Origin of the sequence: Pseudomonas tritici (assembly GCF_014268275.3) — a bacterium.
Classification (GTDB): Bacteria; Pseudomonadota; Gammaproteobacteria; order Pseudomonadales; family Pseudomonadaceae; genus Aquipseudomonas; species Aquipseudomonas tritici.
This window is the reverse complement of record NZ_CP077084.1, coordinates 5,841,097-5,864,435: the sequence shown is the minus strand read 5'-3', so window position 1 is coordinate 5,864,435 and position 23,339 is coordinate 5,841,097. Positions and strand designations below refer to the sequence as shown.

The following is a 23,339-nucleotide window of genomic DNA, read 5'->3' as shown; positions in this document are numbered from 1 at the left end:
AACACCCTATCCACTGAAGGTCTTGGCGGGCAAAAAACAAGCCGAGGATTATACCCGAGCTATGACCTCACACGCCAGCTGAGGTCGGGTTTGATGCGGAAACATTCTGTTTTAAGAGGTCGCGCATCTGTTTTGCTATCTGAATTTGCTCTTCAGCCGATAATCCAGGCTGCCTTGCTCTCTTGATGAGTTCATCGAGGGTCTGCGTGTGCTGACCCGCGGATAACCTAGTAATGGTGTCTAAAAACTGTTGTTCAAGGTTATCGCCGTCAATTAGCCACTCCTTTTCCGCGAGGGCTTTCAATAGGCGGCCTTGCTCGGTGCCATGCCAGCGAGCCATCAGCTGAATTGAGTTTAGCTTAGGATTTTTCTGTACCGCCTCGATCAAGGCGATCAGAACCTGAGCATAGGTGTTGCTCGCATTGGCAAAATGGTCGGCGCTCTCGACCTTGCCCGCCAGTTGCGGGTGATGGATGAGCGTACGCAACGCAATGAGCGTTGGCGCTTCAACGGCCACAGGCGTTCGCGGGGCGAAGGCCTCATCGCGATCGCCGCGCTTGCCGTTCTTGCTCCAGGGTTTGTTGTCCCATTTCTTGCCGCCGGCGCCGGGCTTCTTCGGTGTCCACTCCTGCTGGGGCGTGTAGGCCTCCTGCGGTTGGTGGAAGTCGGCGTAGTCGGGCATGGCGTCGTAATCCATGCCTGGGTCATAGGCCGGCGGCGCCTCCTGCGGTGCGTTGTGCACCAGCTGGCTGACGGCTTCGCCGCTCAGCCCAGTAATTTCCAGCAGGCGCATGCGCATCAGTGATTTCAGGTTGGCGCCTGGGACTTTATCGATCAACGGCGCCGCGAGGGTGGCCATGTGTGCCTTGCCTTCGAGGGAGCGCGGGTCGGCCTCTTCGGTCAGTTGCTGGAAAAAATAGTCTGCCAGGGGCTGTGCATGTTGATTGATGCGCGCGCGGAACGCGTCGGTGCCTTCGGAGCGCACCAAGGTGTCCGGGTCTTCGCCTTCAGGCAGGAACAGGAAGCGTGCGCGACGCCCATCCTGCAGGCTCGACAGCGTTGCCTCAAGCGCGCGCCAGGCGGCGTTGCGGCCGGCCTGATCGCCGTCAAAGCAGAACAGTACGCTGGGCACCACGCGGAACAGGCGTTTCATGTGTTCTTCGCTGGTGGCGGTGCCGAGTGTGGCCACGGCGTTGCGCAGGCCCTGTTGGGCGAGCGCGATCACGTCCATATAGCCTTCAACCACGATGATCTCATCGAGGTTGCGGTTGTTCTTGCGCGCCTCGAACAGGCCGTAGAGTTCCTGGCCTTTGTGGAATACCGCGGTTTCCGGGGAGTTCAGGTACTTGGGCTTGTCATCTCCCAGTACTCGACCACCAAAGGCGATGATGCGGCCACGGCTGTCGCGGATCGGGAACATCACGCGGTCGCGAAAGCGGTCATAGCGTTTGCCGGTTTCGGCGTTTTCAACCAGCAGGCCGGCGTCGATCATGGCTTTTTGCTGGAGGGTATCGCTGCTCAGGTGCTTGTACAGGTTGTCCCAGCCGGGCGGGGCGAAGCCGAGGCCGAAGTCACGGGCGATTTCACCGGTGAGGCCGCGGCCCTTGAGGTAATCGACGGCGGCCTTGCGCTGCGGATGGCTTTTAAGTGCCTGACGGTAAAAGTCGGCAGCGGCGGTCAGCAGCGGGTACAGCGGCGAATCGGTGGGTTGCCGCGGTTTGTGCGGTCGGCCGCTTTCTTCGCGAGGGATTTCCATGCCGGCGGCTTTCGCCAGGTCCTCGATCGCCTGGGGGAAATCCAGGTTGTCGTGGTCCATGAGAAAGCCCAGAGCGTTACCGCCTGCGCCGCAACCGAAGCAGTAGTAGAACTGTTTGTCGGGGCTGACGCTGAACGATGGGGTTTTCTCTTTGTGGAACGGGCAGCAGGCGGTGTAGTTCTTGCCGGCTTTTTTCAGCTGCACGCGCGAGCTGACAACATCGACGATGTCGGTGCGGTTCAGAAGGTCGTCAATAAAGCTCTGGGGAATCAGCCCGGCCATGGCGTTCTCGTCATCACTGCGTGTAAATGAGGGCCCGCTAAGTGCTCAAGCGCACGTATCGTCTGGCTCGATCATCGGTTGTCTGCTTGGGCTTTCAGGAAGTGTATCTGCCGATGGTTCACTGACGTTAATTTCAATCAGGTTTTCGGCATGGAAATGTTGCCCCGGCCTCCGGTCTTGGCCAATGGCGGGCCTCGGAAGCGCATTGTCGGGCACAGTCGATACAGTTGATCGCCTGCTTGAATAATAAGTGTGCGCGTCAGTAGCCTTGTTAGGCTCGTCAGAAGAGACGTGCACCGCTGGCAAAAGAGCCAGTCCTGACGTGTGAAGCAGTTGTCTCGGTCGCATGTGCGGCGTCAACAGTGAAGCATCAAGCGATATCCGCAAATGCCATTAGCCCGGCTGAGGGCCGGGCTTGGCAGAAGCTTGCTACGGACGTCTGTGTATTAGTACAGACGAACGGCGCGGCGCTGTTCGCGCTGAACTTTCTTGGCGTGACGCTTAACAGCGGCTGCTGCTTTACGCTTACGCTCAGAAGTTGGCTTCTCGTAAAATTCGCGGCTACGAACTTCAGCCAGTACACCGGCTTTTTCGCAGGAGCGCTTGAAACGACGCAGAGCTACGTCGAAGGGTTCGTTCTCTTTAACTTTGACGGCTGGCATCCAGAGCTACCTTCTTTCATTACCGGGATCAACGTTCTCGTCGCAAAAAATTCGCGGCTGAGGTCGTCGGTTTTTAAGGGTTGCGGATGTTAACCCCTCATTGCCCGGAATGCAAAGCCTCTGATCGAAAACCGCTAGTCGGGAGGGGGAGTGGCGACTATTATGCGCGCCTTCGAATCTAGCCTCTACAAGGCGCAAACCCATGCTAGTACTGGGACTTGAAACCTCCTGCGACGAAACCGGTGTCGCACTTTACGACAGTGAACGCGGGCTCTTGGCCGATGCGCTGTTCAGTCAGATCGACCTGCACCGCGCCTATGGCGGCGTGGTGCCGGAGCTGGCCAGCCGTGATCACGTCAAACGCATGCTGCCCCTGATTCGCCAGGTGCTGGATGAGGCCGGCTGCGTGCCGACCGAGATCGACGCGATCGCCTACACTGCTGGCCCCGGATTGGTCGGAGCCCTGCTGGTTGGGGCCTCTTGCGCCCAGGCGCTGGCTTTTGCCTGGGGCATTCCAGCCCTTGGTGTGCACCACATGGAAGGCCATTTATTGGCGCCCATGCTGGAAAAAACACCACCAGAGTTCCCGTTCGTCGCTTTGTTGGTTTCCGGCGGCCATACGCAGCTGGTTCAGGTGGATGGAATCGGCCAATACACCCTTTTGGGTGAATCCCTGGATGACGCCGCCGGTGAAGCGTTCGACAAAACTGCGAAGATGATGGGCCTCAATTATCCTGGTGGTCCGGAAATCGCCCGTCTTGCCGAAAAAGGTGTTGCCGGCCGTTATACCTTCCCACGCCCGATGTGCGATCGGCCTGGCCTGATGTTCAGTTTCAGTGGTTTGAAAACCTCTGCGCTGAACACCTGGCAGCAAAGCGTCAGCGCCGGGGACGACAGTGAGCAAGCCCGTTGCGACATCGCGCTGGCGTTCCAGCAGGCCGTGGTAGAGACTTTGACCATCAAGTGCAAGCGCGCCCTGAAACAGGCGGGCATGAAGCGCCTGGTAATCGCAGGCGGCGTCAGTGCCAACAAGGCTTTACGCACGTCACTGGAAAAAATGCTCGGTGAGATGAAGGGCGACGTGTTCTACGCGCGGCCAGAGTTCTGCACCGACAATGGCGCGATGATCGCCTATGCCGGTTGCCAACGCTTGCAGGCGGGTCAGCACGAAAGCCTGGCGATCAGCGTGCAGGCGCGCTGGCCGATGGAGCAGTTGTCGCCGCTCTAGGGCCGCAACGTGAGCCGGGCTCATCGGACGTATTTAAAAATGCCGTTCGCGCCCGGCAAACAGGTCGCGTAAATTGCCCCGGTGGCGCCAGACGATCAGCAGTGTCAGTGCGCTCATCGGCAACAACGCCGCCGGTTCTTGCCAGGCCAATAGCGGCAGGGTGAGCGGGGTGGCGATCAGCGCGGCGAGTGAGCTGGTGCGGGTCAGGTAGAACGTCAGGAGCCAGGCAAGTACGGCCAGCAATGCCGCCGGTGGGTAAATCCCCAGCAGCATGCCGGCTGCCGTTGCGACGCCTTTGCCACCGCGAAAGCGGAAGTACAGTGGAAACAGATGGCCGAGGACGGCGCATACACCGATCCAGGCCTGTTGTTGCAGGGTAAGGCCGGCGAGGCTGGCGATCAGCACGGGCAGCAAGCCCTTGCACACGTCGCCCAGCAGCGTGAGTACGGCGAGTTTCTTACCGGCCAGGCGCAACATATTGGTGGCGCCGGCATTGCCTGAGCCACTCATTCGCGGATCGGGGTTTCCCGTCAGGCGGCTGAGCAAAATGGCGAAGGACAGCGAGCCGAGCAGGTAGGCGAGGATCGCCAGTGACCAAAACATGCTAACTATTCCGGGCGAGGACGCCCTGATTCTAACGGGGCATTGCGCCCTTGTCGTGCTGCGGAGAAGAGTGCTTGGACAGAGTGTTTATCGAAGGCCTGGAAGTCGACACCGTCATCGGGGCCTACGACTGGGAACGCGGAATCCGCCAATGCCTGCGCCTGGACCTGAGCTTCGCCTGGGATAACCGCCCGGCCGCCGCCGGTGACGACCTGACCTTGGCACTGGATTACGCCAGCGTCTCCGCGCGCATCCAGGCGTTTGCCGAACAATCCCAGTACCAGTTGGTGGAAACCTTTGCCGAACGCCTGGCGCAAGTGCTGATGAGTGAGTTCCAGATTCCCTGGCTGCACCTCAAGTTGACCAAGCCCGGCGCCGTGCCGGCTGCCAAGGGCGTGGGCGTGGAGATCGAGCGCGGATGTCGCTAACTCAGGTATACCTTGGCCTAGGCAGCAATATCGAGCGCGAATCCCATCTACGCGCCGGCCTTGACGCGCTGGCGAGCTTTTTGACGGATGTGCGCTGCTCGCCAGTGTTCGAAAGCCAGCCGGTGGGCATCAAGAGCGGTCCGTTTTTCAATCTGGTGGTATCGGCCTACACCGACCTGCCGCTGATGGAACTGGATCGCCGGTTGAAATTCATCGAAGCCGACAATGGCCGCTATGCGCCGGACCGCAAGGGCCTGCCGCTGGATATCGATGTGCTGCTGTATGGCGAGCTGGTGGGTAACTTCGATGGCTTGGTCCTGCCGCGTGCAGAGATCCTGAAAAACGCGTTTGTGCTATGGCCGCTGTCGTTGATGGCGCCAGAGCGCGTGCACCCTGAGGTGGACAAGACCCTGGCTGAGTTATGGCGCAATGCGCAAATTGACCAGGTGCTCGCGCCTGTCGGGTTTGAATGGCAAGGCCAGCAACTCACCCCAGACGCACTCTTATAGGCGCCGAGCTTCCTGTGGCGAGGGAGCAAGCGCCCTCGCCACGGATGGGCAGCGTCTAGAGAATGGGCTGTTCTTTGTAGGCCTTCAACGCCTTAAGCCTTTCGCGCTTCAGCGCCTCACCCAGTTCCGGGCCTTTGAAGCCCTTCTCCAGCAAGGGCGCGACGGCCACTTCGCGCGCCACCTTCGCCGCCCCGCGCAAATAATCCGCCTGTGGATAACTTCGCTGCTCCAGGCCTTTTCGGCCTCGGGCATCCATCTCGCAGGCGACCACAAATTCTTCAAAGCGCTGCGGCCGACGGTACACATCGAAACTGTGCAGCAATTCCAGCAACGTCGAGGCTTTCAACTCCAGCGCCCGATGGCCGTGGGTGTGATATTGGCCCACCAGCAGCGCCAGCTCCTGGCAGTCCTTCGGTACTTTGAAGCGTTCATTGACAGTCTTGATCAGCTTCAAGCCGGTGTGTTCGTGAGCAATATGCTGCGGCAACTTATCCGCCGGCGTCAGACCCTTGCCCAAGTCATGCAGTAGGCAGGCCCAGCGCACGGTCAGCGGCTGTTTGTGCACGGCGGCTTGTTGCAGCACGCTCAAGGTGTGGATGCCGGTGTCGATTTCAGGGTGATGGGCTTCGGGTTGAGGTACGCCGAACAGTGCATCGACCTCGGGCATCAAGGTTTTCAATGCATCGCAGTCGCGCAGTATTTGAATAAACACTTGAGGTTGGTCTTCCATCAGCGCTCGGGAGATTTCTTTCCAACTGCGCTCAGGTGTCAGGGCTTCCAGTTCGCCGGATTCGCTGAGTTGACGCATCAGCGCCAGTGTTTCCGGGGCGACCGTAAAACCCAGGTGCGCGTAACGTGCAGCAAAGCGCGCAACGCGGAGCACTCGTAGCGGATCTTCGGCGAACGCCGGGGAAACGTGGCGCAGGATGCGCGCTTCAAGATCATGCTGGCCATGATAAGGGTCGGTCAAATTACCATCATCGTCTTCCGCCATGGCGTTGATGGTCAGGTCGCGACGGATCAGGTCTTCTTCCAGGGTCACCTCGGGGCTGGCGTGAAACACAAAACCGCCATAACCCCGGCCACTCTTGCGCTCGGTACGGGCGAGGGCGTATTCATCGCCATTTTTCGGGTCGAGGAACACGGGAAAGTCAGCGCCGACGGGTTTGAAACCTTTGGCCAGCATCTCTTCGGTGGTCGCCCCCACGACGACGCGGTCAACATCGGTGACCTTGATGCCCAGCAGGCGGTCACGCACGGCACCGCCGACTTTATAGATTTTCATGAAAAAGCCTCCATTAGCAGCACAGGATACCGCCTGTGCCTGGCCAATGGAGGCTTTGCTGTTTCAGAGATGAACGACGGCCAGGTCCAGTCGGCCGTAGTCGTTGTCGCCATGCTCGCTGCGCGGCGGTACATGGTGAGTCTTCATCACTTGGTCGCCCTGCAGGGTTTCTAAATGAATGTCGAAGCCCCATAGGCGGTGCAGGTGCTTGAGTACTTCCTCGGTGGATTCGCCCAGGGGTTTGCGGTCATGCTGCTGATGGCGCAAGGTCAACGAGCGGTCGCCGCGCACATCGATGCTGTAGATCTGCACGTTCGGCTCGCGGTTGCCCAGGTTGTACTGCGCCGCCAGCGTTTCGCGGATGGTGCGGTAGCCGGGCTCGTCGTGGATGGCCGGTACCAGCAGGTCATCCTTGAGGTCGTCATCCATGATGCTGAACAGCTTGAGGTCCCGAATCACTTGGGGTGACAGGTACTGCAGGATAAAACTCTCGTCCTTGAAACTGCTCATGGCGAACTTGATGGTGGACAACCAATCGGTGCCAGCGATTTCCGGGAACCAGTGGCGGTCTTCTTCGGTAGGGTGTTCGCACATACGCCGGATATCGCGGTACATGGCGAAGCCCAGTGCGTAGGGGTTGATACCGCTGTAGTACGGGCTGTCGAACCCCGGCTGGAACACCACGCTGGTGTGGGAGGTGAGGAACTCCATCATGAAACCGTCAGTGACCAGGCCTTCGTCGTACAGGTCGTTCATTAGCGTGTAGTGCCAGAACGTCGCCCAGCCTTCGTTCATCACTTGGGTCTGGCGCTGTGGATAAAAGTACTGGGCGATCTTGCGCACGATGCGCACGATTTCCCGTTGCCACGGTTCCAGCAGTGGTGCGTGTTTTTCCAGAAAGTACAGGATGTTTTCCTGAGGTTCGGCGGGGAAGCGCGCATTGTCCTTGTCGCTGTTTTTACCGGCACGTTTTGGAATAGTGCGCCACAGGTCGTTGATCTGCTTTTGCAGGTGTTCCTCGCGTTCCTTCTGGCGCAGGCGTTCTTCTTCGGCGGAAATCGGGTAGGGGCGTTTGTAGCGGTCGACCCCGTAGTTCATCAGCGCATGGCAGGAGTCGAGCAAGTCTTCCACCGCATCAATGCCGTGGCGCTCCTCGCATTGCATGATGTACTGCTTGGCAAATACCAGGTAATCGATGATCGAACTGGCATCGGTCCAGGTGCGGAACAGGTAGTTACCCTTGAAGAAACTGTTATGCCCATAGCAGGCGTGCGCAACCACCAGCGCCTGCATGCAGATGGTGTTCTCTTCCATCAGGTAGGCGATGCACGGGTCGGAGTTGATCACGATCTCGTACGCAAGGCCCATTTGGCCTCGGGTGTAAGACTTTTCAGTGCTGAGGAAGTGTTTGCCGTAGGACCAATGGTGATACCCCAACGGCATGCCGACAGAGGCATACGCATCCATCATCTGTTCGGCGGTGATCACTTCGATCTGGTTGGGGTAGGTGTCCAGGGCATAACCCGCCGCGATGCGGCTGATTTCGCGGTCATAGGCCTGGATCAGTTCAAAGGTCCACTCGGACCCCGTGGATATGGGTTGGCGCTTATGCTCTTTTTTGGCGGTCATGTCACTAACCTGCGCTGGAAGAGTTCACGGAAGACCGGGTAGATATCGCCGGCCGAGACCAGTTGCTGCTGGGCGAATGTGTCGGCAAAGGCTTCGCCGATGCGCTCGTATTCGAACCACAGGGCCTGATGCTCACGGGGGGTGATTTCAACGTAAGTGTAGTACTGCACGAATGGCATGATCTGGTTGATCAGGATGTCGCGGCAGATGGGCGAGTCGTCGTTCCAGTTGTCACCGTCCGAAGCCTGGGCCGCGTAGATGTTCCACTCATTGGCGGGGTAGCGCTCGGCCATGATCTCCTGCATCAGCTTCAAGGCACTGGAGACGATAGTGCCGCCGGTTTCCCGCGAGTAGAAAAACTCCTCTTCGTCAACTTCCCGAGCGCTGGTGTGATGGCGGATGAACACTACGTCGATCTTGTCGTAGTTCCGTTTGAGAAACAGGTAAAGCAGGATAAAGAAGCGTTTGGCGATGTCCTTGGTGGCCTGGGTCATGGAACCGGACACGTCCATCAGGCAGAACATCACCGCCTTGGAACTGGGGTTGGGTTGTTTGACCAGCAAGTTGTATTTCAAGTCGAAGGTGTCGAGAAATGGTACGCGGTGAATACGTGCGCTGAGTTTCTCGATTTCCGCCTCTATTTCCTGGATATCGCCGAAGTTGTCCGGTTCTTCACGCTTCAGTCGCGCCAGCTCTTCCTTGGCATCCCTCAGTTTGGCGCGGCTGCTGCCTGACAGGGCGATGCGCCGCGCATGGGCCGAGCGCAGGGTACGGATGATATTGATGCGGGAAGGGTTGCCCTCGTTGCTGATCCCGGCGCGCACGGTCTTGAAGGTGTCGGTGCCGGTCAAGTTGCGCTTGACCAGATTAGGCAGCTCCAGGTCCTCGAACATGAATTCGAGAAATTCTTCCTGGGTAATCTGGAACACGAACTCATCCATGCCTTCGCCGGAATTGCCCGCCTTGCCAGGGCCTTTACCGCCGCCACCGCCTTGTGGGCGCTGGATGTGCTCACCGGTGGTGAATTCCTTGTTGCCCGGATGCACGACGGTTTGTTTGCCGCCCCGGCCGTGGTGCAGCACTGGTTCGTCGATGTCCCGTCCGGGGATGCTGATTTGCTCGCCATGCTCCATATCCGTGATGGAGCGGCGGCTGACAGCCTCCTCGACGGCCTTTTTGATGTGGTCACGGTAACGCCGCAGGAAACGCTGGCGGTTTACCGTGCTCTTGTTCTTGCCATTGAGGCGTCGGTCGATCACATAGCTCATGGGGAGCCCTCCGGGCAGCTTCACGTTACAAGCTTCAAGCCGCGAGCTGGAAGCTTAGAGACAAGCGGTCAGCTGCCAGGCCTGGGGCCCGGCAGCGCACGCCTGTCGCTGCCTTACTGCGATTTGCGAACCCGCAGGTACCACTCGGAGAGCAGCCGTACCTGTTTGTCGGTGTAGCCGCGCTCGACCATTCGTGTGACGAAGTCGTTGTGCTTTTGCTGATCCTCCTTGCTGGCCTTGGCGTTGAAGCTGATGACCGGCAGCAGATCCTCTGTGTTGGAGAACATTTTCTTCTCGATGACCACCCGCAGCTTCTCGTAGCTGAGCCAGGTCGGGTTCTTGCCATTGTTGTTGGCCCGGGCGCGCAGCACGAAGTTGACGATTTCGTTGCGGAAATCCTTCGGATTGCTGATGCCGGCCGGTTTTTCAATTTTCTCAAGCTCCTCGTTGAGGGCGACGCGGTTGAGGATCTCGCCGGTTTCCGGGTCGCGGTATTCTTGGTCCTGGATCCAGAAGTCGGCGTACAGCACGTAGCGGTCGAAAATGTTCTGGCCGTACTCGCTGTAGGACTCCAGGTACGCGGTCTGGATTTCCTTGCCGATGAATTCGATGTAGCGCGGCGCCAGGTACTCCTTGAGGAAGCGCAGGTAGCGCTCGCGGGTTTCCGCCTGGAATTGCTCCTGTTCGATCTGCTGTTCCAGCACGTAAAGCAGGTGCACCGGGTTGGCAGCGATTTCGTGGGGGTCAAAGTTGAAAACCTTGGACAGGATCTTGAACGCGAAGCGCGTCGACAGGCCGTTCATGCCCTCGTCCACACCCGCCGTGTCGCGGTATTCCTGGATCGACTTGGCCTTGGGATCGGTGTCCTTGAGGTTTTCGCCGTCGTACACGCGCATCTTCGAATAGATATTCGAGTTCTCCGGTTCCTTGAGGCGCGACAGCACAGTGAACTGGGCGAGCATCTTCAGGGTGTCGGGTGCGCAATGGGCCTTGGCCAGGGAGCTGTTGAACAGCAGTTTGTCGTAAATCTTGATTTCATCGCTGACGCGCAGGCAGTACGGCACCTTGACGATGTAGATCCTGTCGATGAAGGCTTCGTTGTTCTTATTGTTACGGAAGGTGTGCCATTCCGATTCGTTGGAGTGGGCCAGCAGGATCCCGGTGAACGGAATCGCGCCCAGCCCTTCGGTGCTGTTGTAGTTGCCTTCCTGGGTGGCGGTGAGCAGGGGGTGCAGCACCTTGATCGGTGCCTTGAACATCTCCACGAACTCCATCAGGCCCTGGTTGGCCCGGCACAGTGCGCCTGAATAGCTGTAGGCGTCGGCGTCGTTCTGCGGGAATTCTTCGAGTTTACGGATATCGACCTTACCCACCAGTGCCGAGATGTCCTGGTTGTTCTCGTCACCCGGTTCGGTCTTCGCCACGCCGATCTGGTTGAGGATGGACGGGTAGAGTTTCACCACGCGGAATTGGCTGATGTCACCACCGAATTCGGCCAGGCGCTTGGTGGCCCAAGGCGACATGATGGTGTTGAGGTAACGGCGCGGGATGCCGAAGTCTTCTTCGAGGATTGCGCCATCTTCCGTGGCGTTGAACAGGCCCAGGGGCGATTCGAAGACCGGTGATCCCTTGATGGCGTAGAAAGGCACCTTCTCGATCAGTTGTTTGAGCTTTTCGGCCAGGGACGACTTACCGCCGCCGACGGGGCCCAGCAGGTAGAGGATCTGTTTCTTCTCTTCCAGGCCCTGGGCGGCGTGGCGGAAGTAGGAGACGATCTGGTCAATGCATTCTTCCATGCCGTGGAAGTCTTCAAAGGCCGGATAGCGGCGGATCACCTTGTTGGAGAATATTCGCGACAGCCGCGAGTTGTTGGCGGTTTCCACCAGCTCCGGCTCGCCAATTGCCAGTAGCAGGCGTTCGGCGGCAGACGCGTAGGTGCTGCGGTCCTGTTTGCACAGCTCGAGATACTCTTGCAGCGTGAGTTCTTCTTGCTGTGTGGACGCGAAGCGTTGTTGGAAGTGGCTAAAGATACTCATGACGTCGTCACCTCGCTCGATACGTGGAGCCGACGCCGGATCAATCAGTCGATGCTGGCAGACATTGGCAGACGCCAATGACTGTTTTCCCCCCAAACACCCTGAAACACTACCGATGACCCGCACGCCGGTGTACCGGCTCTCCCCTGATTCGGATGGCCTGCGCTTAAGGATAGTTCGGAATCGGAGAGGTCAAGGCGCGATGCGCAATTAGTTTGGCTGCGCCGTTCGTCAGAAACGGCGCGAGCCCAAGCGTCACGCGGGGTAGCGGGGTTTGAAAAAAATTATTGCGAATTGCCTGAAGAAATTTCCGCAGGATAAGTCGCGCGCCACAGTTCAAAGCCACCGTCCAGGCTATAGACGTCGGAGAAGCCCTGGCTGATCAGATAGGCTGCTGCACTCTGGCTGGAGTTGCCGTGGTAGCACGCCACGATCACGGGCGCGTCGAGGTCGGCGGCACGGATAAAATCGGCGATGTTGACGTTGTCCAGGTGCTGGGCGCCGCGGATGTGGGCCGCCAGATAAGTCGGCTGGTCACGGATGTCGACCACTACGGCGCCTTTTTCGCGCAGGGCCTGGGCTTGTTCGGGAGGGATACGTTTGAATTCGCTCATGGCGGGCTCCTAGGGCTTGGCGGTGATAGGTTGGGGCGATTCGCACTGGCAGCTCTGGCGCTCGCCGGTATCGATATTCATCAGGGTCATGGCGCCGCCCCACACGCAACCGGTGTCTAGGGCGAACACGCCGGGCTCATCGCATTTGCCCTCAAGGGCCGCCCAGTGACCGAAAATGATCTGGGTGTCGCGGGCCTTGCGGTCCTTGTGCGCGAACCAGGGTTTGTAGCCTGGCAATGCGGTGTCGGCGCCTTCCTTGCTTTTGAGGTCCAGCTTGCCCTCGGCGGTGCAGAAGCGCATGCGCGTGAAGTAGTTTGTGATCACCCGCAGGCGCGCAACGCCGGTGAGATCGTTGTCCCACTTCACTGGCTCGTTGCCGTACATGCCGTCGAGGTAGGCGGTGTACAGGTTGTCATCGGCCAGGGCGCTTTCGACTTCCGCGGCGCACTTGAGCGCTTTCTTCAGTGTCCACTGGGGCGGGATGCCAGCATGGACCAAGGCCATATTGCGGCCTTCGTCGTAATGCAGGATTTTTTGCCGGCGAAGCCAGTCGAGCAACTCGGTGCGATCCGGTGCTTCGAGGATTTCCCGCAGGGTATCGCCCTTTTTCAGACGCTCAATGTTACGGCCGGCCGCGAGCAGGTGCAGGTCGTGGTTGCCCAGTACGCACACCAAGGAATCGCGCAGGCTATATAAGTAGCGCAACGTCGCCAGGGACTCGGGACCGCGATTGACCAAGTCGCCGACCAGCCACAGGCGATCTTTCGCTGGGTCGAAGGCTACGCGGTCAAGCAGGCACTTGAGGGGCTCCAGGCACCCTTGCAGGTCTCCGACCGCGTAGGTCGCCATCAGTGCAGGGCTCCGGGCACGGCGAGGCGGAAGGGCGGGATGATGGCGTCGAACAATTTACCGTCGGTGGCCTTCATCTGATAGGAGCCCTGCATGGTGCCGACTTTGGAGGTCATCACCGTGCCGCTGCTGTAGGTGTGGCTCGCGCCGATGTCGATCAGCGGTTGCTGGCCTACCACGCCTGCGCCGCGTACTTCTTCGACCTGGCCGTCACCGTCGGTGATCACCCAGTGGCGGGACAGCAGCTTGGCCGGCACCAGCCCGTTGTTTTTCACCGTGATGGTGTAGGCAAAGGCGAAGCGGTTTTGTTCAGGTTGCGATTGATCCGCCAGGAAGCGGGTGACGACGCTGACGTCGATCTGGTAGCGAGGATCGGACATGCAAGAGGCCTTAAAAGCAAAAGCGGAGGACAGCAGATGCGGGTCAGTCTAGGCCAAGAACGGGGCACTAGGCCAGACATGGTGTCTGGCCCAGGTACGGCCGGCTTCAGTCCGCGGCTGGCGCAGGCTGGATGGCAAGCTGGTCGGCCAGGCGCACGAACGCCGCCAGGTCCAGTTGCTCGGGGCGCAGGCTGCCGTCGACGCCAGCAGCTTCGATTTCAGCGGTGCTCAGCAGGTTCTTGAGTGTATTGCGCAAGGTTTTGCGGCGCTGGTTGAACGCTTCGCGCACGACTCGCTCCAGCAATTTGTGATCCTTGGCCGGGTGGGGCAGCACGGCGTGAGGCACCAGGCGCACGATGGCCGAGTCGACCTTCGGCGGTGGGTTGAACGCGCCGGGCCCGACGTTGAACAGGTGTTCGACGCGGCAGTGGTACTGAACCATGATTGACAAACGACCCCAATCACCACCACCAGGCCCTGCAGCCAGGCGCTCGACCACTTCCTTTTGCAGCATGAAGTGCATGTCGCGGATGATCCCGGCGTTGTTCAGCAGGTGGAAGATCAGCGGCGTGGAGATGTTGTATGGCAGGTTGCCCACCACCCGCAGGCTATTGGGCGCTGCGTTGAGGCTGTTGAAGTCGAACTTCAGTGCATCGCCCTGATGCAGGTTGAAGTTGGGCTTGTCGGCGAACTGCTGGTTGAGGATCGGGATCAGGTCCTTGTCCAACTCAACCACATCCAGTTGGCCGCCACTGTTAAGCAGGCCTTTGGTCAGTGCGCCCTGGCCCGGGCCGATTTCCAGTAGGCGGTCTTCGGGCTTGGCATGGATAGAGCGCAGGATACGGTCGATCACGCCAGCGTCGTGCAGGAAGTTTTGCCCGAAGCGCTTACGCGCCCGGTGTTGGTAATGCTCGGTCATATACGGGTCTCGGCCATCTGATAGGCGGTTTCCAGGGCCACGTGCAGGCTGCCGGTATCGATCTTGCCGCTGCCCGCCAGGTCCAGGGCGGTGCCATGGTCGACGGACGTCCGGATGATCGGCAGGCCCAGTGTCACGTTGACGGCGGCGCCGAAGCCTTTGTATTTAAGCACCGGCAGCCCCTGGTCGTGGTACATCGCCAGCACTGCATCGCAGTGCTCCAGATATTTGGGGGTAAACAGAGTGTCCGCAGGCAGTGGGCCACGCAGGTCCATGCCTTCTTGGCGCAGACGCTCCAGGGTTGGTTCGATGATGTCGATTTCTTCATGGCCCAAGTGGCCGCCTTCACCCGCGTGGGGGTTGAGCCCACAGACCAGGATGCGCGGCTGGGCAATGCCGAATTTCTGTTGCAGGTCGGCATGCAGGATGCGCGTCACACGCTCCAAACGTTCGGCAGTGATGGCGTCCGCAATCTCACGCAGGGGCAGGTGCGTGGTCACCAGGGCGACTCGCAGGCCGCGCGTGGCCAGCATCATGACGACTTGAGCGGTGTGGGTCAGCTCGGCAAGGAATTCGGTATGGCCGGAAAAGGCGATGCCAGACTCATTGATCACGCCCTTGTGCACTGGGGCGGTGATCATGCCGGCGAAGTCGCCGTCGATGCAGCCTTGCCCTGCGCGAGTCAGGGTTTCCAGCACGAACGCCGCATTGGCCTTGTCCAGTTGCCCGGCCACTACCTTGGCCTGCAGCGGGGTGTCCCACACATACAGGCTGCCGGCGGGAGCGGGCAGGTCGGGCCAGTAACCCGGCGCCACGTCCAGCACATTGACGGCCACACCCAGCTGCGCGGCCCGCTCGAGGAGCAGGTCACGGCTGGTAATGGCGATCAGGGGGTGTGGCTGGGATTGCGAGGCGAGCAGCAGGCACAGGTCAGGACCAATGCCGGCCGGCTCGCCGGGTGTCACCGCGAAACGCTGGGGTTTCACTGAGTAGCCTGGTCGGTGCCTGTTTGCTCGGCGCCTGGCAGCTTGTTCTCAACGTAGGCTTCATCGCGGATCTGACGCAGCCAGGTTTGCAGCTCTTCGTCGTATTTGCGGTTACGCAATACGTTCAGTGCTTGTTGCTCGCGGGCCTGGTTGGTGTTGTCGGTGGCGCGACGGCCAAGGACTTCCAGCACATGCCAGCCATATTGGGTCTTGAACGGCTTGGACAGCACACCTTGCGGAGTATCGGCCATCACTTGCTGGAACTCTGGCACCAAGGCTTTCGGGTCGATCCAGTTCAGGTCGCCGCCGTTGAGGGCAGAACCCGGGTCTTCCGAGAAGCTTTTGGCCAGGGTGGCAAAGTCTTCACCGCTTTCGATGCGGTCATAGATCTTCTGGGCCAGTTCCTTGGTTTGCGCTTCGGTGCGGATTTCGCTTGGTTTGACCAGGATGTGACGAACGTGTACTTCGTCTTTCAGCGAGGTCTCGCCGCCGCGTTTTTCCAGCAACTTGAGAATGATAAAGCCGCCTGGGGTGCGGGCTGGCTGAGTAATGCCACCCACTTCCATGGCGCTCAGCTCGCGGTCGAACGGCGGCGGCAATTGAGCGGCTTTACGCCAGCCCATGTCACCGCCTTCGAGGGCGTTGTCGCTGCCGGACTGAGCAATCGCCATTTGGGCGAAGTCGGCACCGGCCTTCAAGCGCTCATAAATAGCCTGGGTTTTAGCTGCGGCTGCATTGAGCTGCTCAGAGTTGGCGCTGTCCGGGGTAGGGATCAGGATGTTGGCCAGGTGCAGTTCTTCGGAAAGCTGCATCTTGCCCAGGTCCGACGCCAGGAAGTTCTTCACTTCCTGCTCCGACACCTGAACCCGCTCGGCAACACGGCGCTGGCGCACACGGCTGATGATCATTTCACGGCGGATCTGGTCACGGGCGTCCTCATAGGACAAACCGTCGTGGGCCAAAGCTGCACGGAACTGGTCAATGCTCATGTTGTTGCGCTGGGCAATGGTGCCTACCGCCTGGTTCAGTTCTTCGTCCGAAATACGGATGCCGGAGCGATCACCGATCTGCAATTGCAGGTTTTCGACGATCAGGCGTTCCAGAACCTGTTGGTCCAGGACGCTGGTCGGTGGCACGCCACCGCCACGTTTGGCGATGGTTTGCTGGACTTCCTTGACGCGTTGGTCCAGTTGGCTCTGCATGATCACGTCGTTATCGACGATGGCCACTACCTTATCCAGCTGTTGAACCGCAGCGTGCGCCGATGCGGTCCCCAGGAACAGCGCGCCCAGCACTAGCGGGCGCAGACAATCAGAAAGCTTGGTTTTCACGTTCACGATAACCTTCAATGCCTTTGTCGAGGAAGCTCTCTACCTTGGCGCCGGTCAGGCCGCCGAGTCCTTTGAGGACGATTTGCAGGAAGAGCCCGTGGTCACCCTTTTCGTTAAGCGGGGCGATCTGGCTGTATTCGTCGTTGGAAACCCAGTAACGGTTGATGAGGCGCAGTTTCCAGCAGCAGTTGTCGTACTCGAAACCACCGAAGGCTTCCAGGGTACGGTTGCGAGCGTAGTCATACTGCCAGCGGGTGATCAGGTTCCACTGAGGAATGATCGGCCACATCATCGAGAAGTCGTGTTGTTGGATTTTGTAGTAATCCTTCACGTAGTTCGCGTCGCCTGGCTGGCCGTAGTCACCACCGAACTGCCATTTGCCGGTCAGCTGGTTGTAGACGACTTGGTCGTTACGATAGCGATAACCGACGTTGATGATCTTGTTCGGGTTGTCTTCCGGCTGGTAGTGAAGCATCGCGCTGCCGGAACGAGGACTGTGTTCCTCGGTGTCCCAGTTGTAGTCGGCAGTGGCACGCCAATCGCGGTTGAAGCGGAACTCGTAGTCCAGGGCGACTGGCGATACGTCCGATTGTGCATCGGCACGGTCAGCGGCCAGGATGCCCGGCAGTTGAACTTCACGATCCTTGAAGTACAGCGCCTGGCCAATGGCTACGCGCTGACGTTCGAAGCCGTTGTCTTCGATCCAGCGGCTGGTCAAGCCCAGGGACAGCTTGTTCTCGTCGCCGATACGGTCGGAGCCGCTGAAACGGTTGTCGCGGAACAACGACGCGTAGCTGAACGAGTACTCGCTGGTGTCGAAGACCGGGATATCAGCCTGGTCCTTGTTCGGCACATACAGGTAGAACGCACGCGGCTCGAGGGTCTGGCGATAATCTTTGCCGAACCAGTTGGTATTGCGGTCGAAGTACAGGCCGCTGTCTACGCTGGCGATCGGAACCGCACGGTCCTGGGAGCTTTTGAACGTGCCGCCCGCGTACGGGTTGGCTGCGGTTGCTGCAGCTTGATCCGCAACGATCTGGTTCTTGCCGATGTTGTCCAGGTCCAGGTCGTACTTGGTGTACACGTACTTGAGCTTCGGCGTGACGAAACCGTAGGTCCAGTTCATCGGGTATTCAACGGCCGGCGCCACGTTCAGGCGGGTACCGTTGGCACGGGTCAGGCCACGGACGTAGGTGTCCAGGCGACGCTCGATGTCCCCGTTTTCATTGGTGAAGTTGCCGTTTTCCAGGTCGCGGTCGAAGCGTACGGCTTCGGTCTCGTAGCTGAAGTTCAGGCCACCTGGGTGGTACGGCAGGGTACCGTTGAAGGTGATCTGCGGCAGGCGGTCATACGGGGTGACCTGGGAAATCGTCGCCAGCTGGTAGGCCTGCAGGTTCAAGCGAGCCTGGAAGGTGTCGCCGCGATACGTCACGGAGCCCTGCTGGTTGACGTAGTCGCGACTCTCGACACCTTCCTGGTAGGACTTGAGGTCCTGGAAGTAGTAAGGATCGCTGATCGTTGTGTAGTCGACCTGGGTCATTACACGCGAATCCAACCCGCCCTGGTGTTGCCAGTTGAGCATGTAGCGGGTTTTTTCGTAATCGGTCTGACGCTTGCGCTCGTCGTTGTCGTCGTTCAGGTACGCACCGCCGAACTGACCTTCGCTGGACTTGGTGAGGTAGCGGAATTCGCCTTCCATCATCATGCCGCGCTTGGTCATGTATTGCGGGTACAACGTGGCGTCGTAGTTTGGCGCCAGGTTGAAGTAGTACGGCGTAACCAGGGTAAAGCCGGTTTCGCTGCCGCTGCTGAAGCTCGGTGGCAGGAAGCCGGATTGACGACGGTCGTCGATCGGGAAATAGATGTAAGGGGTGTACAGGATCGGGATGTTCTTGATCCGCAGCGTCGCGTTGGTAGCCGTACCGAAGCCGGTGGCCGGGTTCAACGTGATGTTGTTGCCTCGCAGCTGCCAGGCGTTGCTGTCTGGCTCGCACGTCGTGTACGTACCGTCCTTGAGACGGATGATCGCGTTTTCGGCACGCTTGGCGTACAGCGCGTTACCGCGGATACGTGACTTGTGCAGCACGTATTCGGCGTTGTCGATCTGGGCGGCGCCGGTGTCGAGTTGCACTTCGGCATGGTCGCCGACGATCAGTGCACCGTTGTCGCGCAGACGGACTTTGCCATTCAGCTCGCCACGGTTCTCGGCCTGGTACAGGCTGGCTTCTTCGGACTCCAGCTGCATGCTGCCTTGGCGCATGACGACGTCACCGGCCAGGGTCGCGACTTGCGACTCCTGCTCGTAACGCGAGGCTTTGGCACCGATGAAGGTGGGCGCATCGCTCTTGTTCGTCTTGTCGTTCATGCCAGGACGAATCGGCTCGATGTACGCACCGCCGCAGTACGGGCCGGTTTCGGCCAACTGTGCGGCGGTCAGTTTGTCGCGCGGTACCCAGTCCAGGTGGCTGTAGTCGGCGCTGCGCGAGCGCAGGCCACGGCCCTTGGAATCGGTGACCAGTGCGGTCTGCGGCACGGCCTCGGCTTTGCCGCCAGCATCGGCTTGCGCCGTGCTGTTGGCGGAGCTGACGGCTGCGCCGTCATGCACCGGGCGTGGTGGCAGAGGGGCTGCGGCGGTTTTCGGCGCGCAATCCCAGGCACCCGAAGCAGAGACTGAGCAGTCATACTGTTCCGCGGCGACCACGAATGAGGTGGCGAAGGGTTGCAAGGCCAGCAGACTGCCGGTTACCAGCAACGGAAATTTTCTACGAAACGCGGGGGATTTCAATGCCATCTTATTAGTCCGGGCTTCCTGCGTGCCATCTGCCCGCGGTTTGGGCCGCACGCCTCTCGATGGTCTGAAAAAGATGCGTGATAATAAAGCATGCCCCGCTTGACGGCTAGCGCCGTCGGAGACCCTTGTAATGCCCGAGCAAGATCTACGTTTACAACAGCTGCAAGTCTGGCTGGATGAGCAGTTGCCGATCCTTTTCAACGCTCAAGGCTGGGGTGCCGTACCCCCGGCCACATTGACCGCGGCCAGCAGCGACGCGAGTTTCAGGCGCTATTTCCGTTGGGAAGGTGGCGGTCATACATTCGTGGTAATGGATGCGCCCCCCCCCCAGGAAAACTGCAAACCTTTCGTCGATATCGCACATTTGCTGGCGAAGTCAGGGATAAATGTTCCAAAAATTTATGCAGAAGATTTGCCGCGAGGCTTTCTTTTGCTCAATGACCTGGGCAGAAAAACCTATCTGGACGTGATTGACGACAAAAACGCCGACCCCTTGTTTGCTGAAGCCATCGATGCCTTGCTGGCTTTCCAGCAGTTGCCGATGGACGCGCCATTGCCAAGCTATGACGTTGCTCTGCTGCGCCGTGAGCTCGAATTGTTCCCGGAGTGGTACGTGCGTCGCCATCTGGGTATCGAACTCGATACGCAACAGCGGGCGCTCTGGCAGCGCGTCAGTGACCACCTGATCAACAGTGCCCTGGCGCAGCCGAAGGTGCTGGTGCACCGCGACTATATGCCACGCAACCTGATGATCAGCGAGCCGAACCCCGGCGTGCTGGATTTTCAGGACGCGGTCTACGGCCCGGTGACCTACGACATCACCTGCCTGTTCAAGGACGCCTTCCTCAGTTGGCCCCAGGCCCGCGTGCGGGAATGGCAGCGCGGCTATTGGGAGCGCGCGGGACGACTGGGCATCCCGGTGCAGGCCGATTTCGACGACTTCCTGTGTGCCAGCGACCTGATGGGCGTGCAGCGCCACCTCAAGGTGATCGGTATTTTCGCACGCATCTGCCATCGCGACGGCAAGCCACGCTACCTGGCCGACGTGCCGCGCTTCTTTGCTTATATAGAAGCGGTATTGGCGGATCGCCCGGAGTTGAGCGAACTGGGTGAATTGCTGGCCAGCCTGCGCCCACCTGCCGAGGCAAGCGTATGAAGGCGATGATCCTGGCCGCAGGCAAAGGTGAGCGGATGCGTCCGCTCACGTTGCACACGCCCAAGCCGCTGGTGCAGGCCGGCGGCAAGCGTCTGATCGAGTATCACTTGGAGGCGTTGGCCAAGGCCGGCTTCACTGACATCGTGATAAACCATGCCTGGCTCGGCCAGCAGATTGAACATTATCTGGGGGACGGCGCGCAGTTTGGCTTGCGCATCCGTTACTCCCCCGAGGGCGAGCCGCTGGAAACCGGCGGTGGGATTTTCCAGGCATTGCCGTTGTTGGGCGACGAACCCTTCCTGGTGGTCAATGGCGATATCTGGACCGACTACGACTTCACCCAACTCAAGCGACCGCTCAAGGGCCTGGCCCATCTGGTGATGGTCGACAACCCGGCGCATCACCCTTCAGGTGGCGATTTCTACCTTGATCAAGGTTTGCTTCATGATGCTGCGGCCGGTGCCGATAACCTGACCTTCAGTGGCATTTCAGTGCTCGACCCCAAGCTGTTCGCGGGTTGCAGTGCGGGTGCCTTCAAGCTGGCGCCGCTGTTGCGGGCGGCCATGGCTAAAGGTCTGGTAACGGGGGAACACATGGCGGGACGCTGGATTGATGTCGGCACGCTGGAGCGCCTGGCGCAAGTCGAAACCCTGCTGACAGCGGGGCAGTAACATGCTGTGGCCAGGGACGCTGATCGGCGCGGGGGCTGGCTTTGCCATAGCCAGTATTCCGGGGGCCTTGTTGGGTGCGCTGTTGGGGCAGGCGCTGGACCGTCGCCTGCAACTGCAAAGCTGGGCGCAGTTGCGCGAGCGACTGGGCGGGCGCCCGGCGTTGCGTAATGACGAGCTGTTGTTTGTGTTGCTGGGGCGTTTGGCCAAGAGCAATGGGCGAGTGGTGGACGGACATATTCAACAGGCGCGTCAGGAGATGCGCTCGCTGGACATGACCGAGTCAGCCCAGCGTCGTGCCATCGCAGCGTTCAATCGTGGCAAGGCCGGCTCCGATCGGGTGCGCCGCTATTTGCGTGTGCTCAAGGCGCAACCCCATGCGGCGGAAGGGGTATTGCGCGCGTGCTGGCGCATGGTCTGGGCAGATGGCAAGGCGGATGACGCCGAGCGTGACTTGATCGACCTGTGGGGCAAATGGCTGGGCTGGACGCCGCAACAGCTCCAGGCGCTGGCCGCCGACTACACACCGGAGCGTAAGCCGCTGGTCAGTCGTGGGCCCACCTATCAGGACGCGCTGCGCTTGCTGGGTGTGACGGCCACCACCGAACCGTCGGTGATCAAGCGCGCTTATCGCCGCCTGCTCAGCCGCCATCACCCGGACAAGGTTGCCGGCAGTGGCGCGAGCGCTGCGCAAGTGCATGAAGCCACCGAGCGCACGCGCGAACTGCACAATGCCTATGCATTGATTCGCGAACGGCGGGATTTTCGCTGATTATTTTTGCGTGAAAAACCGATCTACTGTGGGCGCTGGCTTGCCTGCGATAGCGGCGGGTCAGCAAAGCCTTTGGCACTGATAGCCCGCCATCGCAGGCAAGCCAGCTCCCACATTTCGACCGGGTTGCCAATCCGGTTTCAGTCAGCTGTCGCCTGCGGGCTCAACCACCCGCGAATCCGTCGATACAACTGCTCCTGCTCAGCCGCGCTGTTGCCGGGCAAGGCTGTCAACGACACCTGTTTATAACCGTCATTCTTCAAACGCTTGGCCGCCTGGGCGCGGGCCAGGGCGTTTTTGCGTAACTGCGGGTCATCTTGATAGAACACATCGGCGGTCGGCAGCTTCAGGCCGGGGGCCAGCTGCTGGATGTCCGGATGGCGCCCGGTTGGCGTCTGCGCCGCGACCATGACGAACTTCTGCACTTGGGACGGCTGCTTCTCGCTCAAATAACGCGCCGCCCACCAGGCGCCGGTGCCATGGCCGACCAGCACCACACTGCGCGCGCTCTGGGTCTGGGCGAAGGCCACGGCAGCGTCGATGCGGGCAAAAATGCGCGAAGCATCGGTTTTGTCCTGCTCATCGGACCCAGGAACCACTGCCGGGTCAGTGCCCTCGGCCTCAGCGCTGGCAGCCTGTTCGATGGGTTTGTCGGCGGTGCTCGCTTCCTTGCTGCTGGTATCGACGGTGGCCTTGGGCGCTTCCATCACGCGCGGCGGCAGGGTATCCACGCTCACGTCCGGCAACGACAGGCTGAGGCTACCCCAGTTGGCATCCGGCAATTTGTGCCGCAACGGACTGATCGCTTGCGGCCAGTCAGCATTCTCGCCGGCGCCCGGTACGATAATCACCACGCCTTCGGGTTCGGCACTGTTGGCCGGTTTCCACAGGGCGAGGAATGAATCGCTGCCTGCCTGCAATTGTTGCTGCTCCTGTTGCGGGATTTTGCGTTCCAGGGCGCTGGCTTCTGCGAGGCTGCGCTCAGGCAAAGGCTGGCGCTCGACGGGTTTTTCTGCGGCAGGCTCAGGGGCGTCAGCGGCCTGTACAGAAAAGGCACTGGTAAAAAGCAGCGACAGGCACAATGCTGGCAGTGCCGAACGGTGGAAAAAGGGCATCGTTAATTCCCGGCCAGAAGTGATTCCAGCAGCCTAATGGGTTGGTCAGTGTTTGTCAGTGATGTGAGACGT

General features: G+C 59.9%; 21 protein-coding genes. 6 read left to right on the top strand and 15 right to left on the bottom strand.

Translation table 11 applies throughout. The features are described from left to right. Positions 1–67: 67 nt before the first annotated feature. Both dnaG and rpsU read right to left on the bottom strand, forming a co-directional pair. The gene (gene dnaG / locus HU722_RS26970; RefSeq protein ID WP_065871799.1) at positions 68–2,038 is read right to left on the bottom strand and encodes a DNA primase; all 1,971 of its coding nucleotides are present in this window, start codon (positions 2,036–2,038) and stop codon (positions 68–70) included. A gap of 446 nt (positions 2,039–2,484) precedes the next feature. Next, complete coding sequence (gene rpsU / locus HU722_RS26965) at positions 2,485–2,700, bottom strand: 30S ribosomal protein S21 (RefSeq protein WP_002551877.1); 216 nt, start codon at positions 2,698–2,700, stop codon at positions 2,485–2,487. Between the two features lie 202 nt (positions 2,701–2,902). Here rpsU and tsaD point away from each other — a divergent pair, with 202 nt between their 5' ends. Continuing rightward, positions 2,903–3,928, top strand: coding sequence for a tRNA (adenosine(37)-N6)-threonylcarbamoyltransferase complex transferase subunit TsaD (gene tsaD, locus HU722_RS26960; protein ID WP_065871797.1), 1,026 nt, complete (start codon positions 2,903–2,905; stop codon positions 3,926–3,928). 33 nt (positions 3,929–3,961) lie between these two features. Here tsaD and plsY read toward each other — a convergent pair whose 3' ends face one another. Then, positions 3,962–4,531, bottom strand: coding sequence for a glycerol-3-phosphate 1-O-acyltransferase PlsY (gene plsY / locus HU722_RS26955; RefSeq protein WP_065871796.1), 570 nt, complete (start codon positions 4,529–4,531; stop codon positions 3,962–3,964). 74 nt (positions 4,532–4,605) lie between these two features. Between plsY and folB the strand changes: the two genes are divergently transcribed. Then, positions 4,606–4,959 carry a dihydroneopterin aldolase gene (gene folB, locus HU722_RS26950; protein WP_032883867.1) on the top strand — a complete coding sequence of 118 codons (354 nt, stop codon included), beginning with the start codon at positions 4,606–4,608 and terminating at the stop codon, positions 4,957–4,959. Next, positions 4,950–5,468, top strand: coding sequence for a 2-amino-4-hydroxy-6-hydroxymethyldihydropteridine diphosphokinase (gene folK / locus HU722_RS26945; RefSeq protein WP_065871794.1), 519 nt, complete (start codon positions 4,950–4,952; stop codon positions 5,466–5,468). The genes folB and folK overlap by 10 nt, the downstream gene beginning before the upstream one ends. 55 nt (positions 5,469–5,523) lie before the next feature. Here folK and HU722_RS26940 read toward each other — a convergent pair whose 3' ends face one another. The 11 genes from HU722_RS26940 to HU722_RS26890 all read right to left on the bottom strand — a co-directional run bounded on the left by HU722_RS26940 (position 5,524) and on the right by HU722_RS26890 (position 19,556). Further along, complete coding sequence (locus HU722_RS26940; RefSeq protein WP_065891380.1) at positions 5,524–6,753, bottom strand: multifunctional CCA addition/repair protein; 1,230 nt, start codon at positions 6,751–6,753, stop codon at positions 5,524–5,526. A 63-nt stretch (positions 6,754–6,816) separates the two neighbouring features. Beyond that, positions 6,817–8,382, bottom strand: a complete 1,566-nt coding sequence (locus HU722_RS26935) for a SpoVR family protein (protein WP_065891381.1) — start codon at positions 8,380–8,382, stop codon at positions 6,817–6,819. Continuing rightward, positions 8,379–9,650 carry a YeaH/YhbH family protein gene (locus tag HU722_RS26930; protein ID WP_015886179.1) on the bottom strand — a complete coding sequence of 424 codons (1,272 nt, stop codon included), beginning with the start codon at positions 9,648–9,650 and terminating at the stop codon, positions 8,379–8,381. Before HU722_RS26930 ends, HU722_RS26935 begins: the two co-directional genes overlap by 4 nt. A 113-nt stretch (positions 9,651–9,763) precedes the next feature. Continuing rightward, positions 9,764–11,686: a PrkA family serine protein kinase gene (locus HU722_RS26925; RefSeq protein WP_003194732.1), complete on the bottom strand. Its 1,923-nt coding sequence runs from the start codon at positions 11,684–11,686 to the stop codon at positions 9,764–9,766. A gap of 284 nt (positions 11,687–11,970) precedes the next feature. After that, positions 11,971–12,300: a thiosulfate sulfurtransferase GlpE gene (gene glpE, locus HU722_RS26920; protein WP_065871790.1), complete on the bottom strand. Its 330-nt coding sequence runs from the start codon at positions 12,298–12,300 to the stop codon at positions 11,971–11,973. Positions 12,301–12,309: 9 nt separating this feature from the next. Further along, positions 12,310–13,149, bottom strand: coding sequence for a symmetrical bis(5'-nucleosyl)-tetraphosphatase (locus HU722_RS26915; RefSeq protein ID WP_065871789.1), 840 nt, complete (start codon positions 13,147–13,149; stop codon positions 12,310–12,312). Continuing rightward, complete coding sequence (gene apaG, locus HU722_RS26910; RefSeq protein ID WP_049711262.1) at positions 13,149–13,529, bottom strand: Co2+/Mg2+ efflux facilitator ApaG/CorD; 381 nt, start codon at positions 13,527–13,529, stop codon at positions 13,149–13,151. Before apaG ends, HU722_RS26915 begins: the two co-directional genes overlap by 1 nt. A gap of 106 nt (positions 13,530–13,635) precedes the next feature. Then, entirely contained in the window at positions 13,636–14,448 is an 813-nt protein-coding gene (gene rsmA / locus HU722_RS26905; protein WP_065891382.1) for a 16S rRNA (adenine(1518)-N(6)/adenine(1519)-N(6))-dimethyltransferase RsmA, read from the bottom strand. Further along, the gene (pdxA, locus tag HU722_RS26900; protein ID WP_065891383.1) at positions 14,445–15,434 is read right to left on the bottom strand and encodes a 4-hydroxythreonine-4-phosphate dehydrogenase PdxA; all 990 of its coding nucleotides are present in this window, start codon (positions 15,432–15,434) and stop codon (positions 14,445–14,447) included. The genes rsmA and pdxA overlap by 4 nt, the downstream gene beginning before the upstream one ends. Then, on the bottom strand, positions 15,431–16,771 hold the full coding sequence (locus HU722_RS26895) for a peptidylprolyl isomerase (RefSeq protein WP_065891384.1): 1,341 nt from the start codon (positions 16,769–16,771) through the stop codon (positions 15,431–15,433). The genes pdxA and HU722_RS26895 overlap by 4 nt, the downstream gene beginning before the upstream one ends. Then, complete coding sequence (locus HU722_RS26890) at positions 16,746–19,556, bottom strand: LPS-assembly protein LptD (protein WP_065880134.1); 2,811 nt, start codon at positions 19,554–19,556, stop codon at positions 16,746–16,748. Before HU722_RS26890 ends, HU722_RS26895 begins: the two co-directional genes overlap by 26 nt. A 130-nt stretch (positions 19,557–19,686) precedes the next feature. Here HU722_RS26890 and HU722_RS26885 point away from each other — a divergent pair, with 130 nt between their 5' ends. From HU722_RS26885 to HU722_RS26875, 3 genes are read left to right on the top strand one after another with little or no spacing between them, the layout of a single operon-like run. Continuing rightward, a complete protein-coding gene (locus HU722_RS26885; protein ID WP_065880133.1) occupies positions 19,687–20,712 on the top strand; it encodes an aminoglycoside phosphotransferase family protein in 1,026 nt (341 codons plus the stop codon). Next, positions 20,709–21,383 carry an N-acetylmuramate alpha-1-phosphate uridylyltransferase MurU gene (gene murU / locus HU722_RS26880; protein ID WP_065871783.1) on the top strand — a complete coding sequence of 225 codons (675 nt, stop codon included), beginning with the start codon at positions 20,709–20,711 and terminating at the stop codon, positions 21,381–21,383. The genes HU722_RS26885 and murU overlap by 4 nt, the downstream gene beginning before the upstream one ends. 1 nt (position 21,384) lies before the next feature. Next, positions 21,385–22,152, top strand: a complete 768-nt coding sequence (locus tag HU722_RS26875; RefSeq protein ID WP_065871782.1) for a TerB family tellurite resistance protein — start codon at positions 21,385–21,387, stop codon at positions 22,150–22,152. A 140-nt stretch (positions 22,153–22,292) separates the two neighbouring features. Here HU722_RS26875 and HU722_RS26870 read toward each other — a convergent pair whose 3' ends face one another. Then, the gene (locus tag HU722_RS26870; RefSeq protein ID WP_065880132.1) at positions 22,293–23,267 is read right to left on the bottom strand and encodes an alpha/beta hydrolase family protein; all 975 of its coding nucleotides are present in this window, start codon (positions 23,265–23,267) and stop codon (positions 22,293–22,295) included. Positions 23,268–23,339 lie beyond the last annotated feature (72 nt).

What these genes read in the sequence shown, in the direction of transcription:
- glpE (WP_065871790.1), bottom strand. Translation starts at nt 12,300, where the DNA reads ATGAGCGAATTCAAACGTATCCCTCCCGAACAAGCCCAGGCCCTGCGC.
- HU722_RS26890 (WP_065880134.1), bottom strand. Translation starts at nt 19,556, where the DNA reads ATGGCATTGAAATCCCCCGCGTTTCGTAGAAAATTTCCGTTGCTGGTA.
- plsY (WP_065871796.1), bottom strand. Translation starts at nt 4,531, where the DNA reads ATGTTTTGGTCACTGGCGATCCTCGCCTACCTGCTCGGCTCGCTGTCC.
- HU722_RS26940 (WP_065891380.1), bottom strand. Translation starts at nt 6,753, where the DNA reads ATGAAAATCTATAAAGTCGGCGGTGCCGTGCGTGACCGCCTGCTGGGC.
- murU (WP_065871783.1), top strand. Translation starts at nt 20,709, where the DNA reads ATGAAGGCGATGATCCTGGCCGCAGGCAAAGGTGAGCGGATGCGTCCG.
- folK (WP_065871794.1), top strand. Translation starts at nt 4,950, where the DNA reads ATGTCGCTAACTCAGGTATACCTTGGCCTAGGCAGCAATATCGAGCGC.
- HU722_RS26925 (WP_003194732.1), bottom strand. Translation starts at nt 11,686, where the DNA reads ATGAGTATCTTTAGCCACTTCCAACAACGCTTCGCGTCCACACAGCAA.
- dnaG (WP_065871799.1), bottom strand. Translation starts at nt 2,038, where the DNA reads ATGGCCGGGCTGATTCCCCAGAGCTTTATTGACGACCTTCTGAACCGC.
- HU722_RS26935 (WP_065891381.1), bottom strand. Translation starts at nt 8,382, where the DNA reads ATGACCGCCAAAAAAGAGCATAAGCGCCAACCCATATCCACGGGGTCC.
- HU722_RS26915 (WP_065871789.1), bottom strand. Translation starts at nt 13,149, where the DNA reads ATGGCGACCTACGCGGTCGGAGACCTGCAAGGGTGCCTGGAGCCCCTC.
- rpsU (WP_002551877.1), bottom strand. Translation starts at nt 2,700, where the DNA reads ATGCCAGCCGTCAAAGTTAAAGAGAACGAACCCTTCGACGTAGCTCTG.
- HU722_RS26875 (WP_065871782.1), top strand. Translation starts at nt 21,385, where the DNA reads ATGCTGTGGCCAGGGACGCTGATCGGCGCGGGGGCTGGCTTTGCCATA.
- HU722_RS26930 (WP_015886179.1), bottom strand. Translation starts at nt 9,650, where the DNA reads ATGAGCTATGTGATCGACCGACGCCTCAATGGCAAGAACAAGAGCACG.
- rsmA (WP_065891382.1), bottom strand. Translation starts at nt 14,448, where the DNA reads ATGACCGAGCATTACCAACACCGGGCGCGTAAGCGCTTCGGGCAAAAC.
- apaG (WP_049711262.1), bottom strand. Translation starts at nt 13,529, where the DNA reads ATGTCCGATCCTCGCTACCAGATCGACGTCAGCGTCGTCACCCGCTTC.
- HU722_RS26870 (WP_065880132.1), bottom strand. Translation starts at nt 23,267, where the DNA reads ATGCCCTTTTTCCACCGTTCGGCACTGCCAGCATTGTGCCTGTCGCTG.
- tsaD (WP_065871797.1), top strand. Translation starts at nt 2,903, where the DNA reads ATGCTAGTACTGGGACTTGAAACCTCCTGCGACGAAACCGGTGTCGCA.
- HU722_RS26885 (WP_065880133.1), top strand. Translation starts at nt 19,687, where the DNA reads ATGCCCGAGCAAGATCTACGTTTACAACAGCTGCAAGTCTGGCTGGAT.